The organism is Paenibacillus pabuli NBRC 13638 (assembly GCF_001514495.1).
Lineage (GTDB): Bacteria > Bacillota > Bacilli > Paenibacillales > Paenibacillaceae > Paenibacillus > Paenibacillus pabuli.
The window spans coordinates 274,471-290,035 of the sequence record NZ_BCNM01000003.1 but is presented as its reverse complement, the minus strand read 5'-3'; the positions used below and the strand labels follow the sequence as shown (position 1 = coordinate 290,035).

At 48.6% G+C, this 15,565-nt stretch carries 10 protein-coding genes; 6 read left to right on the top strand and 4 right to left on the bottom strand.

Translation table 11 applies throughout. The features are described from left to right. The first annotated feature begins 466 nt into the window (after nucleotides 1-466). The 3 genes from PPA03S_RS06720 to PPA03S_RS06710 are packed head-to-tail and all read left to right on the top strand — an operon-like array spanning nucleotide 467 to nucleotide 4,664. Nucleotides 467-1,840 carry an alpha/beta hydrolase gene (locus PPA03S_RS06720; RefSeq protein ID WP_062321106.1) on the top strand — a complete coding sequence of 458 codons (1,374 nt, stop codon included), beginning with the start codon at nucleotides 467-469 and terminating at the stop codon, nucleotides 1,838-1,840. 2 nt (nucleotides 1,841-1,842) lie between these two features. After that, a complete protein-coding gene (locus tag PPA03S_RS06715; RefSeq protein WP_062321104.1) occupies nucleotides 1,843-3,258 on the top strand; it encodes a cysteine peptidase family C39 domain-containing protein in 1,416 nt (471 codons plus the stop codon). Continuing rightward, entirely contained in the window at nucleotides 3,255-4,664 is a 1,410-nt protein-coding gene (locus PPA03S_RS06710) for an ANL family adenylate-forming protein (RefSeq protein WP_062321102.1), read from the top strand. Before PPA03S_RS06715 ends, PPA03S_RS06710 begins: the two co-directional genes overlap by 4 nt. Nucleotides 4,665-4,871: 207 nt before the next feature. Here PPA03S_RS06710 and PPA03S_RS06705 read toward each other — a convergent pair whose 3' ends face one another. Then, the gene (locus PPA03S_RS06705; protein WP_062321100.1) at nucleotides 4,872-6,641 is read right to left on the bottom strand and encodes a glycoside hydrolase family 13 protein; all 1,770 of its coding nucleotides are present in this window, start codon (nucleotides 6,639-6,641) and stop codon (nucleotides 4,872-4,874) included. A 255-nt stretch (nucleotides 6,642-6,896) separates the two neighbouring features. After that, complete coding sequence (locus PPA03S_RS06700; RefSeq protein ID WP_062321098.1) at nucleotides 6,897-7,475, bottom strand: hypothetical protein; 579 nt, start codon at nucleotides 7,473-7,475, stop codon at nucleotides 6,897-6,899. A 202-nt stretch (nucleotides 7,476-7,677) separates the two neighbouring features. Here PPA03S_RS06700 and PPA03S_RS06695 point away from each other — a divergent pair, with 202 nt between their 5' ends. Beyond that, complete coding sequence (locus PPA03S_RS06695; RefSeq protein WP_062321096.1) at nucleotides 7,678-8,835, top strand: epoxide hydrolase family protein; 1,158 nt, start codon at nucleotides 7,678-7,680, stop codon at nucleotides 8,833-8,835. Between the two features lie 228 nt (nucleotides 8,836-9,063). Then, nucleotides 9,064-12,573, top strand: a complete 3,510-nt coding sequence (locus PPA03S_RS06690; RefSeq protein WP_062321094.1) for a glycoside hydrolase family 2 TIM barrel-domain containing protein — start codon at nucleotides 9,064-9,066, stop codon at nucleotides 12,571-12,573. A 137-nt stretch (nucleotides 12,574-12,710) separates the two neighbouring features. Here PPA03S_RS06690 and PPA03S_RS06685 read toward each other — a convergent pair whose 3' ends face one another. Both PPA03S_RS06685 and PPA03S_RS06680 read right to left on the bottom strand, forming a co-directional pair. Beyond that, nucleotides 12,711-14,279, bottom strand: a complete 1,569-nt coding sequence (locus PPA03S_RS06685) for a stalk domain-containing protein (RefSeq protein WP_062321092.1) — start codon at nucleotides 14,277-14,279, stop codon at nucleotides 12,711-12,713. Nucleotides 14,280-14,621: 342 nt separating this feature from the next. Continuing rightward, complete coding sequence (locus PPA03S_RS06680; protein ID WP_062321091.1) at nucleotides 14,622-14,807, bottom strand: hypothetical protein; 186 nt, start codon at nucleotides 14,805-14,807, stop codon at nucleotides 14,622-14,624. Between the two features lie 108 nt (nucleotides 14,808-14,915). Here PPA03S_RS06680 and PPA03S_RS06675 point away from each other — a divergent pair, with 108 nt between their 5' ends. Beyond that, a complete protein-coding gene (locus tag PPA03S_RS06675; protein WP_157283985.1) occupies nucleotides 14,916-15,272 on the top strand; it encodes a hypothetical protein in 357 nt (118 codons plus the stop codon). The last annotated feature ends 293 nt before the right edge of the window (nucleotides 15,273-15,565 follow it).

Genomic DNA, 15,565 nt, shown 5'->3' with positions numbered 1-15,565 from the left:
TCGTGTACTTGGTTTGTGGTACCTTCTTGATCAGAAAAGCGCTTTCAATTTTGGTGTTAACAGGTTATCCTTGACGTGCTCCCTCCTTTTTGAATGCCAACAACCCCGGCACCTCCTGCTGGAGTTACCGGGGTTGTCCTAAACCGAATGGGTTTAAAAGCATGGCCCTCTAGTTATAATCACAACGTTATGATAATTAAATAATGGCGGAGTTGTCAATAACTTTTTCCTAAGCATTTTTTTTCTATTTCCATATTTACAAACCAGACTCAACCGATTTAAACTATTCGCAGACACACTAATATAAGGGCTATGCATTTTAGAACATCTCGGTGTTTTAAAACAACCCCGTCTCTTCTGAGGCGGGGTTGTTTGTCGATTCAGCCGAGGGAAGAACGCAGACGGGCATGACGAATACCGGGTATTGTACCGAGGAAAATCCATAGGAGAGGCGGTTGATGGCTCAGTGAACACTCATTCTGTCATCGAATGTGTGGAAGGTTTCCATGCATCCCGGCTGGGTAACACGAGAAAGATATTGATCTATTTGCCACCAGGCTACAGGGAGCATGTGAATCATCGCTATCCAGTGTTATACATGCATGCGGGTCAGAGGGCCTTTGGTCCTTCGGCTGCGGGAAATGAAACGTGGAATGTGGATCAGGCAGCTGACCAACTGATTGCTCAAGGCTTGATGGACGGTCTGATTATTGTCGGAATTGCCCATGTGCGCCCGGTTACCCACAATGAATTCTATCATTTCATCGCGCCTGCAAGAGAAGCGGTGAGTGTGGGCTGCTCAGGCCTGGATTATGAACACTTTATCATTCATGAACTGAAACCTTACATTGACAAGCATTACCGCACCCTTCCGGACAAGGACCATACGGGACTGCTGGGTTCTTCCGCAGCGGCGCTTAGCACCTTTCATATCGGAACCCGTCATCCTGATATTTTTGGCAAACTGATGATGCTCTCCCCGTTCTTCGTGGACGTGCAGCTGGACGAAACGTCAGAGAGCAGGCTGCAGGTAGAGAACATGGTTCTCATGCCGGAGAGTAATGCTCCGGTTCAAATGTGGATGGATATTGGAGACGCAGAAGGATTGTTTCTGCCTTCCCAGGTAAGGGATATGGTCCATCAGATGCTCGAACTGGGATACAAGCCGGGCAAGGATATCGCATTTCTGGAACAACCGGATGCCGGTCATCAGGAAGCGGATTGGGGAGAGCGGGTTCATCTTCCGCTGCTGTACATGTTTGGCCGAATCGGTAATCCAGTCTCTCTGGAGCTGACGGGAAGGGACGTTATTGGATTGAAGGGCGGAATGAGCAGTCACATCAATGCGCTGCTTCATTACGACAGCGGGTTCACCATGAGTGTGCTTGAAGGGGAATTTAAATCCGATCAACCCGAAGTTCTTGAGGTACGACCCAATGGGGAGCTGGTTCCTGTCAAGACCGGTCATGTAGTGGTTACCCTGACGGTGGGGAAGTTGACTGCATCACGTATGTACACAGTTGTGGAAGAATTATCGGGTCACGTGACAGTCTGCATGAGTGCGGAGGTACCGTTTCAGGACATGTATGATGACTCGATCTACGGAGGCATGGGCATGAAGCTTCTGCATACAGGAGGTGGGCGGTATGAAGGCTGCTTCGAGGTACCGCGCGACAGCGGATTTCGGTTCAGGTTCACCCGAGGATTCCGCCAGTTTGAAACGGATGCCGACGGAACAGCGTTGCCCAATCGGGTGTTTCGTGCCCATGATAACCTGTCTCTTCATTACAAAATCCAGTCTTGGGGCAGCATGGCTGCCAAAGCCGGAAACAGGAGGTAGCCATGATCAGTCAACCATTTCAACCAACGATGGATATTCCGTATTATTATCCCTGCAATTTTCCTTTGATTCACGAAATCCTTCAGCGCCAGGGCTCAATAAGCAGTTTGGGCCTGTTGGCTTCCAGCCGCTTGTATAGCCTGCCTTCCTGTTCGGATCGTGGCCTGATCAAGCCTTATTTTCATAAGCTGGATTATGAGGAGCCCATGTGGGAAGTGTTTGGAGAACGGGAGTTTGACAGTTTCGAGCACGGAAAGGCATATATGCGGGAGCGCCTTGAAAATGAGGGACTTTTGGTCGTCACAGGCACAAGTTATTGCCTGCCTTATGGGGAGGATTACCGTAATCCTGAGTATATCCATAAACTCGTTAAACAAGGCTCGCGCCTGCATCTGGTTGACCATTGGCTGGCCGTGTACGGAATGGATGAGAAGCAGTTCTATGTCTATGATCCCGTCCCGTCCAAATACATGGGAGCTGTCTCGTCTGCTGACTTTCAGGAGTTCTGGAAAGGAAACCAAAACATTCCCGAGCTGGAGGTAGCCCGCCGGAAAGAAACGCTGCGGACCTATGGCACGATGGAGATTCGTGCTGCGAAGACACTGGACTCCGCTGGATATCGGGACATGTTGTGCTCTGCACTGGCAACGCAGGCCCATGAATTCATCACAGGCAGAACGGTCTGGCAGGGTAAGCGAAGCTACTATTTTGGACAAGCGGTGACGCTGCAATTGTTACAACGTCTGCATCCGGATGCCGATGCGGATCGGGAACAAGAGAAGGCGATCTCCGCGTTCCTGTTCGATATGCGCTGGAGCCGCTACTTTTTCCGTGATTTGCTTGAAGAGGCAGGTAAATGGCTGGGTGCTCCCCATGAGCGATATGTGGAGGAGTATCGCGCGATTATAGCTCGCTGGGAACAGGCGCACAAGCTGCTTCAGATCGCCAGAATGAAGCGAAGTGCAGATTGGCGGGAACAGTTAACGGATATCATTCAACCATTGGCGGCGGATGAATTACGCTGGTACGAGGAGTTGATGACCACACATCAGCACGCCGAGAGGTTCAGACAGGTCTCTTTGAACGAAGGGGTTTCGGCGCCTTCACACCGGAAAGTCATTGAGCGGATCGTACTGGAGAGCTGTGAAGAGCTTAATCGATACCATAATGCACCCATTTCTCTGGAGCATGGCATGCAATCGCCCCTGTACGGAAGCCGGGGAAGACTGGACTCTCTTGAACTGGTAACGTTACTTGCGGTGGTCGAGCAAGGGGTTGAGGATGCGTTCGGTTTAGGAATAACTCTCGCAGAGATGGCGGCTGCTACCATACCGGAAAGCCCTTATCGGACCGTGGAATCACTGGTTGATTACCTGGAAGCGCAATTGGAACGCTGCTCGAAGGGGGATCAAGAATGAGTATTCACTTCCTTCTGGAACGGTTCGCCGAGTATGGTAATCGCAATGCGATGATATGGAAGGATGAGCAATATAGCTATAACTGGTTATTGGATCAGATACGCACCCTTAGCCAGTGGATAGCCAGAGAAGGGCTGGAAGGGACAATCGTTGCGCTTGAAGAGGACTATTCGCCTTATGCGGCAGCGGCATTAATGGCTCTTCTGGAACGGAATTGTATTGTGGTTCCGCTGGATCGTCATCTGGTTGAGGCCAAGCGGAATGAATATACAGCGCTCGCTCAGGCAGAATGGCGCATGAGTGTTGGGAACGGGGAAGTAGGGGCCAGACGCTGTTCCGTCCAGGGCAGCCGTTCCCCGATATTGACAAGGCTGGGTCAGGAAAAGAAAGCAGGCCTGGTGATCTTCTCATCCGGATCGACCGGACGAAGCAAAGCTGCTGTTCACTGCGCGGATCGACTCCTGGATGGTTTCAGGCGGCAAGTCCGGCCGCTCTGTACCATTCCGTTCATGATGTTTGATCATATAGGCGGGTTAAATACGATGCTGCAATCCTTGTCCAGCGGCGGGTGTTTATGCGTCATACCGGATCGCTCGCCTGTGGAAGTATGCCGAACCATTGAAAGGTACCGTGTTCAGGCATTGCCAGTCTCACCCACGTTCATGAATCTCATGCTCCTAAGTGAAATTTATCGGGAGTTCGACTTATCCGGTCTGGAAGTGGTCTCCTATGGTTCGGAGGTGATGCCAGAAGCGCTGCTTGCCGCATGGAATCGCCAGTTTCCGAGTGTACGCACCGTGCAGGCATACGGCATGTCGGAGCTTGGCATTCTGCCGACACGTTCCAAGGAGTCAGGGTCATTGCTATTTGCGGTTCGTGGCGAGGGAGTCCGTTATCGGATTATGGACGGGTTGCTGGAGATCCTTACGGAAACGGCCATGATCGGGTATCTGAACGCCCCGTCTCCATTCACGGAAGATGGCTGGCTCCAGACCGGGGATGAAGCGGAGATGGTGGATGGTTACATTCGCATTTTGGGCCGCCGCTCCGAGATCATTAATGTAGGTGGGCGTAAGGTTTACCCCGCGGAAGTAGAGAGCGTTCTGGAGCAAATGGAAGTGATTGAGACGGCTGTCGTGAGCGGGGAGCCGAGTGGAATTACGGGGCAGATGGTCAAAGCGACGGTCAGACTTACAAGGGAGCAGTCTCTTACAGAACTGCGAAGAGACGTCTGGAACTTTTGCCAAGACAAGATGCCTCCGTACAAAATCCCGCAAAAGATCGTCGTTACCCGGGACAATTTAACAAGCCCAAGAATGAAGAAAATAAGAAATCCCGTTCCAAACTTCTCCGTTCAGGATGAGGTTGCGGCGAGTAAGGAGGATTCGGAAGGGACGAATGAATGAAGTGGCGACTGAATGCCAACGTAGGACGGACACAGCATATTACAAATAGAAGAGGGGAACCGGAGGCTGCATTAGGCGCCAAGGGTTCCCTTTTTTGACTTGGAGTGATGAACATTCCCCATCGTCATGTGTTTAACCAAAACTTATGCATGATCATACTCCTGACCGCAAATAGCAACGAGAAAACGACATAATTTAAATGGAAAGTTATGCGTTCACATGTGATTTGACATCCAGCTGGAGCAGGGAGAAACTGTACGCATCCAGGTCCAGCTTCAGCTTGTTATGCTGCGTCTCCTTGGAGGTGGCTGAGAATACATCACGCCAAGTCCCTTGGTGCAGCGGCAGCTCCATGCTGCGGTCTTCTTCGCTTGCATTCAGAACGAGCACGAATTGTTCCCCGGTATCCGGATCCTTGCGTCCCATGGCAATGAACGGATCTCCAGCTTCAGCGTAAATCATCGTGATGTCCGCACTGCGCAATGCAGGGTGTTGTTTGCGCAGGGCAATGGTTTGGGTGAAGAAGTCGAGCAGTTCCTTGTTCTGCTTCCGTTCATCCCACTCCATACATTTGCGGCAACCCGGATCATAACCTCCGTCAAGGCCCACCTCGTCACCATAATAAATACAAGGAGCACCTGGATACGTAAGCAGCAAGAGGACGGCCAGCTTCATTTTGCGTATATCTCCTTCACATAAGGTGAGGAGTCGCGGCGTGTCATGGCTGCCGAGCAGGTTGAAGGCAGCTTCCGTTACAGGCTGTGAATAAGCAGCGAGCAGTTTGCCAATCTCGTTGGCGAATCCGAGACCGTCCAGCTTGCCGAGCACGGCAAAGTCCATCACTGAATTCGTGAACGGATAGTTCATGACGGCATCGAATTGGTCCCCCTGCAGCCACATGATGGAATCATGCCAGATCTCGCCGAGCAGATAGGCATCCGGGTTAAGTGATTTGACCGTTTGCCGGAATTCACGCCAGAATTGATGGTCTACCTCATTGGCAACATCCAGCCTCCAACCGTCGATACCCATATCCTGAATCCAGTAGCGGGCCACCTCCAGCAAATATTCTTTGACCTCGGGATGCTCCGTGTTCAGTTTGGGCATCAAGGGTTCAAAGGCAAAGGTATCATACGTGGGGATACCATCCTCGATGCGCGCCGGCCACTCTCTGACATGGAACCAGTCCGCATAACGGGAAGCTGCCCCTTTTTCAAGTACATCTGCAAATGGAAGAAACTCTCTCCCGGAGTGGTTAAACACCGCGTCCAGAACAACCCGTATGCCGCGTGCATGGCATGCATCCACAAGTTCCTTCAATTTCTCATTGGTGCCAAAGTGGGGATCAACCCTCATATAATCTGCGGTATTATACTTATGGTTAGTAGTAGCTTGGAACACCGGGCAGAAATAAATGGCGTTAATGCCAAGCGCGCTCAGATGGTCGAGGTGGTCCAGAACTCCTTGTAAATCACCTCCAAAAAAATTGACAGGCGTCGGCTCACCGCCCCAAGGTTCAGCATTCTTCGGACTGATCGACGGATCACCATTGGCAAAACGTTCAGGGAAAATCTGATAGAACACAGCATCCTTAACCCAAGCTGGCGCTTCGAAGATATCTGCCGGATTCATAAATGGAAAATCGAAAAACTCCAGCGGATGATCAGGCAGAGCCTGTTCGAATCCCCGTTCCGTCATCCAGACCGAATCTTCTCCCTCAATCAGTTGGAAGCCGTAGCGCAATCTGCGGTAGGGTGGTTGCGCTTCCACTTCCCAATAGTCGAACAGGGCATCACGGGCAAAGATCCGCATCGGAAGGTGGAGGACCGTACGGTCCCAGGCATATTTATCCCCGATGATGGCAATAACGGCATCCAGGTCGCCCCGTTTGGAACGGAGTCTCAGATGCATGGTCGAACGGTCATACACATAGGACCAATTCATTTTAGGACGATGATAAATGGCTTCAAGTAACATAGTATTCACTCCTTGTTTGGGATGAATCATGCGGCTATAAACGCAAAAAAGGCACAACCCCAATGTTTACGAGGTTGTACCTTTCGGCAGCATAGCCTTTTGATTATAGTGCTATTATACGAAGTAACCTGGAAAAAGAAAACACTTTTTTTTCCTTCATTCTCAAATTATCGAAATCAGAACGCAAGATGCGTTTTCACTTCATATATGAGATAAGGATGATTTGGAGTCACCATTCCATTTGGGTTTTATTTTTTAAAATTCATACCCAAGTTTATCGGCATAAGCGGACAATTCTTTGTGATACTTCTCGATATTTTTCTTGCCGGTATCGATTTTGGTGTTACCTTGTTTCAGGACAGCGCTGTTTACCGTTGTTTTGGATACAGCCTTTTTAGCCAGTTGGAATCCTTCCAGCTGTGTGTAGCTTCCTTTGATCAAGTTGGCATGAATTTTTTGCAGTTCTGCATTCTGTGGCTTGATCAGCTTCAGCATGGATACATATTTGGTGTAGTTAGGAATCGCTGTGTTGGTCAATTTCAGGAAAACCGATTTGCGATTGGAAGACGTAATGTATGAGCTGCCAGCCAAAGCGTTGAAGGCTTTCTCCTCATACACAGATGCGATATCCAGTTGATCCAGGTAATTCAAGAAATCCGCTTCGTCGGCTGTAAGTTCCGGCTCTTCTTGTGTCGTGTCAACTTCTTCGTATCCGTCTTCCGAATATGTAGTTGTTGAGTCATCCGCAGCAGCGGCATAGGACCCTGCAGGTGCAAATACCCCGCCGAGCAAAACAAAACTCATAATGATGGATAGTACCCATGATTTCTTCACGTTCTAATTTCCCCTATCTATATATGTGATATTATTCCAATGGATAATCTAACATAGGACGACAAGAAATTACAGGATTTGATTTACAGAGATGGAATCTGTGGATGTCAAATTGAAGCTGTTGGTTTCACGAATACTGTGCAGGTGCGAGTTTGAAAAGATATAATAGCGTGGTACATCAACAAACGAGGAGGGAATCAGGATGACTGTCGAACGTTTTCATATTCATGTCTCCGATGACATACTGGACGATCTGCAATATCGGCTGCATCACATCCGTTGGCCTGATCAATTGGCAGACTCGGGCTGGGAGCGAGGAACAGATATCCGTTATTTAAAGTCTCTCGTTTCCTATTGGAGAGATCATTATGACTGGCGCGCGGAAGAAGCCAGGTTGAATCGGTTTTCCCAGTTTCGTTGCCAGATCGATGGGATGGATGTGCACTTCGTACATGAGCGTGGTAAAGGGCCTAACCCTCTGCCGATTATTCTTACCCATGGATGGCCTGACAGCTACCTTCGTTATCAAAAGATTATCCCTCTCCTGACCGATCCCGCGAGTCATGGAGGTAATCCGGAGGACTCTTTTGATGTCATTGTGCCTTCACTGCCTGGATTTGGATTCTCTAGTCGCCCTGACAAACCTGGCATCAACAATTCTCGTGTCTCCCAGATGTGGGCCAAACTAATGACCAAAGAATTAGGCTACAACAAATTCGCTGCTGCAGGTGGAGATATTGGCTCTGGCGTTACACGTTATCTGGCATCGAATCATCCTGAACTTCTAGTTGGAATCCACTTAACTGATATTGGGATCATAAGGGATCTCTTATCTTCACAGGATGGGGTAGGACGCTCGGAGGAAGAGCGAGAGTACAAGAAGCATGCTTCAACATGGATTTCGCAAGAGGGGGGTTATATGTCCATTCAATCCACCAAACCTCAGACACTTGCGTATGGACTTTCCGATTCGCCAGTAGGTTTGGCGTCGTGGATCATTGAGAAGTTTCGTGCATGGAGCGACTGTAAAGGTGACCTTAATCAAATATTTAGCAAGGATGAGTTGCTGACTCATATTATGATCTATTGGGTTACGAACACCATAGGATCATCCACACGGATGTACTACGAAAATTCACATTCCTTGCCACCATTGGGCCGGATAGACGTTCCGACAGGCATTGCCATTTTTCCTGCGGATATCGTGCTGCCGCCTAAATCCTGGGCGATGCAAAACCTAAACGTAACGCGGTGGTCCTCCATGCCGAGTGGCGGGCATTTTACGGCTTTGGAGGAACCAGAGTTGATGGCTGAAGATATTCGGGCATTCTACAGACCTATTCGAGCAATGAATCATTAAATGCGGATATGAATTCAAGGTAGACTTCACAAGGCCCCGATTTGGATTAATCGAAAGAGGGCCTTTTTTTCTTAAATCTTCCCAAAATGAACGTACAGAGGGCGGTCAGGTGATATAATCGGAGAAGTGTTATGGTCTTACAAGATAGATTCCGAAAAGGTTTTCGGTAAAAAGTCATTTTTATTTTGTAACCGCAATCATAATTACACACAGAAAGTGAGAGCTGAGATGAATCAGAAAAAGCTTTTTACGGATGGTTGGCAATTTGCGAAAAGTAAGCTGGAGGTTACGGAGCCTGCGGGGTTAACGTTTGAATCGGTGGAGCTTCCTCATGATTGGCTGATCTATAATACGCTTGAACTTTACGAAGACAGCATTGGCTGGTACCGCAAAATCTTCCCGTATACGAAGAATGAGCAGCAGCTTCTGCTGTGCTTTGACGGGGTATACATGGATTCTTCTGTCTATGTGAACGGTCAGCTTGTGGGGGAATGGAAGTACGGCTATTCGGCTTTTGAGTATGAGATCACGAATGCTTTGGTGGAAGGTGACAATGAAATTGTAGTCAAAGTGGTACATCAGAGCCCCAACAGCAGATGGTATTCCGGGGCTGGAATTTACCGCAATGTGTGGCTCAAAACGAGAGATCGGAATCACATCGTCACAGACGGTATCTATGTATCCATTCAGCAGCAGCCAGAAGGCTGGCGGGTGGAAGTGGACACGGAGCTGAATCTGGATCAGAACGCACAGCTTGTGCACACGATTCGGTATCAGGGGAAGCAGATTGTATCCAGCAAAGCGGACGTCATAGCTACAGCGGGTAAAGACGCTGGACATGGAGAGATGCAGTCTGACAGCCAACAGCTGACGGTGGATCATCCGAAGTTATGGAGCCCGGATGAACCGAATCTGTATGATCTGGTAACAGAACTGCAAGTGGTTGCGGGTGAGCAGGGCTATGAGACGATCGAGTCTGTCACACAACGGATTGGCTTCAGGGATATCAAGCTGGATGCAAACGAAGGCTTCCACCTGAATGGGGTCAAGATGAAGCTGAACGGTGTGTGTGAACACCATGATCTCGGGGCGCTTGGGGCTGCTTTTAACCTGACGGCATTGCGCAGAAGATTTGTACTGTTGAAGGAAATGGGTGTCAACGCTATCCGGACCGCTCATAACATGCCTGCCAAAGAGTTCATGGAACTTGCGGACGAGATGGGTATGCTGATTGTTTCGGAAGCGTTCGATATGTGGGAGAGAGCCAAGACCCCTTACGATTATGCGAGATTTTTCCCGGAATGGGCACATACCGATGTGAAGAGCTGGGTGAAGAGGGACCGTAACCATACAAGTCTGATCATGTGGAGTATCGGTAACGAAATTTATGATACCCATGCAGATGAGCGTGGGCAGGAAGTGACTCGCATGCTGATGGAGTATGTACTGGAATTCGATCCAAAAGGCAATGCAGGCGTGACGATCGGTTCGAACTATATGCCTTGGGAAAACGCACAAAAATGCGCCGATATCGTGAAGCTCGCAGGCTATAACTACGCGGAAAAATACTACGACAAACATCACGAAGAACATCCGGACTGGATTATCTATGGTAGTGAAACATCGTCTGTGGTGCAGAGCCGCGGGATTTATCACTTCCCGTTCGAGCAATCCATACTGGCAGACGATGACGAGCAGTGTTCTGCACTTGGGAACAGCACGACAAGCTGGGGCGCGAAGTCGGCAGAATATTGCATTTTGGCAGAACGGGATACGCCGTATTCATTGGGGCAGTTCCTGTGGACCGGATTCGATTATATTGGAGAGCCGACACCGTATCATACGAAGAATTCATATTTTGGGCAGCTGGATACAGCAACGTTCCCGAAAGATTCCTACTATATCTACCAGGCAGCCTGGACCGATTATAAGAAAACTCCGATGGTTCACCTGTTCCCATACTGGGATTTCAGCCCGGGTCAGCTGATTGATGTACGCGTGTGCAGTAATGCGCCAAAGATTGAATTGCAGCTGAATGGCAAGACGATCGGCACGTATGATATCGATCATGCAAAGGGAACCCAGCTGGCAGGCTGGTGGAAAGTCCCATATGAAGAGGGCGAGCTGAAAGCCATCGCGTATGATGAGAACGGTAACGTGATTGCAACCGATGTGCAAAGATCATATACCGATGCGAAGCAGGTTCGGCTGCAAGCGGATCGGGAGCAGCTGCAAGCGGATGGTACAGATCTTATTTTCGTGGAAATTTATGTAGAAGACGAAGCAGGCAATCCCGTGCAAAATGCAAACAACCGTGTGCAGGTCCAGGTGACAGGTGCAGGCCGTCTGTTGGGTCTGGATAACGGGGACAGTACGGACTATGATCCATACAAAGGTCTTAGCAGAAGATTGTTCAGCGGCAAACTGATGGCAATCATCGGGGCAACGAACGAACCGGGAACGGTACGGATCGAGGTAACTTCGGAAGGATTGGAGAGTGCGGCTGCCGAGTTTGAATCACGAGCTGTTGAAGGCGCAGGAGATCGTACCTTAGGTGATTCCGAGGCCGCTGCAAGTCAGGAGCAAACCGTACTCATGAGTAATACGGAACGTCCGGTTCTGACGGGACGCGCACAGGAGATTCCTTTGCGGAAAATCGAGATCATCAGCGAAGGTGGACAGCTATTCGATCCATCGAAACAGCAGATGACGGTTAGCGCCAAGCTGTATCCGGAGAACACCTCCTATCGGGATATCGTGTGGGCCGTGGTGAACGATGCAGGGATCGAATCCAATATTGCCAAAGTGGAAGTTGTTCAGGCAGAAACGGGCAACAACAGCGAGCAGCAGCATGTGGTGAAGGTATCGGCTATAGGAGACGGAGAGTTCCGGCTTCGTGCAACCAGTACCAACGGTACGGATCAAACCAAACTGATCTCCCAGCTGGAGTTCAAAGCAACGGGTCTGGGCACGGCTTACAAAGATCCGTACGGCTTCATTACAGGCGGACTGTACGATTACACCAAAGGGGATGTCGGTAACGGCAATGAACGCGGGGTAGCGACAAGCCGGGATGGGGAAACGCATGTGGGCTTCCGCAATATCGACTTCGGGCCGTACGGCTCCGATACCATTACGATTCCGATCTTTGCGCTGTCCAGTGAAGAGTACTTCATTCAGATCTGGGAAGGTATGCCGGATGAAGAGGGAAGTACACTTCTGGCAGATGTGGTGTATGACAAAGAATCCAGATGGAATGTATATCAGGAAGAGACATATCAACTGTCCAAGCGACTGAGCGGGATTACGTCGATCTGCTTTGTACTGAAGCAGAAGATTCATATCAAAGGGTTCTCGTTTGAGCGCCAAAGCCGCGCATTTGAGCAGAATACAGCTGCATCATGTGATCATCTCTACGGGGATACGTTCAAGATTGAGGGCGATCATGTTGAGGGGATTGGAAACAATGTGTCGCTGGAGTTTGAAAATATGGACTTCACGGCAGAAGGCACTTCCAAGCTTGTGATCTGTGGCCGTTCACCAATTGATAAAAACACGATTCATATCCGCTTTGCAGGTGAGGCTGGGCAGAGCAATCAGCTGGTCGAATTTACACAGTCCGAAGGATATGAGGAACGGGTATTTGAGCTTGAGCAGGTTAAAGGTGTGCAGAAGGTGACCTTTATCTTCCTGCCGGGCAGTCAGTTTGACTTTGGCTGGTTCCGGTTCGAGAAATAAGAGTCCAGATATAGTAGTTCAGATATCGTAGTTCAGGGATAGAGATGATGATTTATATCAATCCTCTTCAGATAAACCTTGTTCATCAAGGACAGGATGTTTACCTGAAGGGGATATTTTTGTGCGAAGCGACTCGTTTAGTTTCCTGAATCTTTCTGATCAGCATCGTCAATGGTCAGCATAGCTTTCTCAGGATCCCAGGACACGTTCAACCCCAAACCTCGTAGTACCTCAAAAGGCACTGTGGTTGCTCCAGAGTAATTGTTTAGGGGTTCAGGTAGCTGCATGACTTTCTCCTCAGGCGAATCTGCGGAAGTAATAACATACTGTGTTTCGTCAGGACGGATTGTGATTGTCCGATTGTCATATTTTAGCGTGTAGTGGTTCAGGCTACCTTCCACCTGATGAATCTCAAATTCTGCTCCGAGTGCTGTGGCGATGGCTTTGATGGGCAGCTGCACGGTCTTGGCCGTTTCAACAGCGGCATACATTGACTGGAACAGCTCACCGTTCAGATATACATCTGTACCAATTTTGGCTTGAACGGGTTTGTAGACCATGCCTCCAGATGACGTTGCAGGTGCACCCGCTTCCTCGTACTTATCGCTTCCCCAGCCCCAGACGGTTCCATCCAAGGATAAGGCAAGACTGTGGTAATATCCTGCTGAAATATCCGTAATGCCGGATAGATGGTTTACTTTGCCTTCTTTGCCGTTCACGCTTCTTCCGTAGCTGTAGACCTCACCGGATGTCGTGAGTAACAACATATATTGCGAATTTCCATCCATCTTCTTCACTTTGAAGTCGTAATGAAAGGCGAACGCTTTCCCTTTTTCGTCCAAACCCCAGACTTTCCCGTTCCTATCCAGTGCAAGCAGGGATGAATCTGAACTTGTGATCGAAGATATGTTGGTCAGACCTTTTATCCTGGTAGGTTTGGAAAGGACTTTTCCGGGTTCGTCGGGCTCATTCCACGTCCATACAGAACCATCTTTCTTCAGCGCATATCCATGCAGACCTGAGGTTCCAACCTGGATGATATCTTTCAGTCCGCTAATCGCATGCGGTTTACGTACTAGACCAGAATCGCTTCCTTGTGCCGCCGGGCGCTGCCATGACCAGACTGTCCCGTCCTGTAGAAGGGCGACAGTGAAAGAACCCGTTACCACATCCTTCGCAGCGTGGATGCTTTCGACTTTGCTGGGTAGTTTACCAGCACCCCACTCCCAGACCGTTCCATCCGCCTGAACGGCTGCGTTGATTCCACCGCCGGCGGCTGAAATAGCTATTACATTGGATAGTTCCGGTATGCGGGTTGGACTAGACGTATGACGATATCGAATGTCTTCGCTCACACCCAGCTCTCCCAGCAGGTTGCGGCCCCAGGTCCAGACCGAACCATCACTTCTCAAGGCGACGGTGTAATAATAAGCTCCCTCTACAGCGGTATAGTGGAGTTTTTTCTCTGGGTTTGTTGCAGTCGATCGAACAGAAGTGTTACTGACGGAATGCTGCATGATAGTGGCTGCATGAGCGTTTGGCTCAGCTGTCAGCTCCAACAGCAGGCTTGACGTAACTAATGCGGCAGCCATTGCAATAGCGAATCGTCGGGAGGATTTACCTTTACCTTTGGGTCTATGATTCAAGCGTGAAGTGGAGCGTCGTTTTTCTTTTGCTATGTCATCGGATGGGTTAATCGAACGCATGGTATCGCCTCTTTTTCGGATGAGATGGACGTAAATGGTGCATTGCTATATAAACAATTTATGGAGGGTCGAAGTTACATATATATTGATAAAATTCCCTTTGGATCGAAGGATGCAGAATGTGGTTGTGCTTCAAGGGGTCATGCGAAACAAGGATAAGTGGAAAACATTTGTGAAGAATGTGAAGAGGGGCCTGCGTTTTACGTTTTAGTCGGGTGTGAGAAAGAAGGGGATGCCTTTTCGATTCCGAAGTTTTAAATGAGATGTATCCACATGCAAACTCTTAATGAATGCTATGAACCAAAAAACTGTGATCGTGAATTAACTCTCGTAAGTTCCAGTTCAAATGGGATCGGTAGCATTCCGCAAAGTGATAGTAAGCCCATCTACGGTTTTGGTTTGAGTTGGGATGTTCGATTCATGTGGTGCGGATTCTTCATTCACCGTAACAAAAAAATAGAGTATGAGTGGAAGCGCCAAAATGATAAGACCCAGAATGATAGCCAAGATGATATTCTTTTTGTTCATTATGCGTGCTCCTTTCAGAGATAAAACTTATCTGATAATATTTGATTTATAATTAATACCCAATTATATCATATATTGGAGTGGTGTTTAATGAAGAGGTTCTGGATAGTGTGTGTGTTGATACTCTTATTGGTAGGGTGTGGTCAGAACAATAGAGAGAAAGCCATTGAACATTTGACTCAAAACCAGAGAAATGATGCTTCTCTAATTGTATTTACCGACCGCCCTGCGGAGCGGTCATTTATTGTTGATTTACAGACAGAATTGAATGAAGTGAACAACCAGAATCTGAGGGCGGAAGGCCCAATCACCAACGTGACTTTTTATAATATTCGTGATGAACAGAAGTTTAATTATGAGAAGATTTTTGATCTAAAAACATACCCGTCTATGATCCTCTTCGAGAAAGGTCAGATTACATTGGAGACACATAAACCTGAAGAAATCGTTCTGCATTTTGAGTAGAGGTAAGAGTCCATTAAAAAAAACTACACAATCCCTCATCTTTTCCAGGTTACGATCCTAGTAAGGATTTAGAACGGCTCAGTTTTATAAAGCGGAGCAGCTGAAGCCTATCACCTGCATTTACAGATGTAGCGAAACAGCTATAGGTCTCACATTTCCCACTAAACCATTGGTATGAAAAGTTTGTTGAGAAAGATCCGATGGATATTCATGAAAGCATATGGCTAAGACAAAGGACTGCAGCAGGAGCTGTTGTCTTTTTTTATTGGGCATCCTTCATAGTTATTCGCACA

What these genes read in the sequence shown, in the direction of transcription:
- PPA03S_RS06710 (WP_062321102.1), top strand. Translation starts at nt 3,255, where the DNA reads ATGAGTATTCACTTCCTTCTGGAACGGTTCGCCGAGTATGGTAATCGC.
- PPA03S_RS06690 (WP_062321094.1), top strand. Translation starts at nt 9,064, where the DNA reads ATGAATCAGAAAAAGCTTTTTACGGATGGTTGGCAATTTGCGAAAAGT.
- PPA03S_RS06715 (WP_062321104.1), top strand. Translation starts at nt 1,843, where the DNA reads ATGATCAGTCAACCATTTCAACCAACGATGGATATTCCGTATTATTAT.
- PPA03S_RS06705 (WP_062321100.1), bottom strand. Translation starts at nt 6,641, where the DNA reads ATGTTACTTGAAGCCATTTATCATCGTCCTAAAATGAATTGGTCCTAT.
- PPA03S_RS06685 (WP_062321092.1), bottom strand. Translation starts at nt 14,279, where the DNA reads ATGCGTTCGATTAACCCATCCGATGACATAGCAAAAGAAAAACGACGC.
- PPA03S_RS06680 (WP_062321091.1), bottom strand. Translation starts at nt 14,807, where the DNA reads ATGAACAAAAAGAATATCATCTTGGCTATCATTCTGGGTCTTATCATT.
- PPA03S_RS06695 (WP_062321096.1), top strand. Translation starts at nt 7,678, where the DNA reads ATGACTGTCGAACGTTTTCATATTCATGTCTCCGATGACATACTGGAC.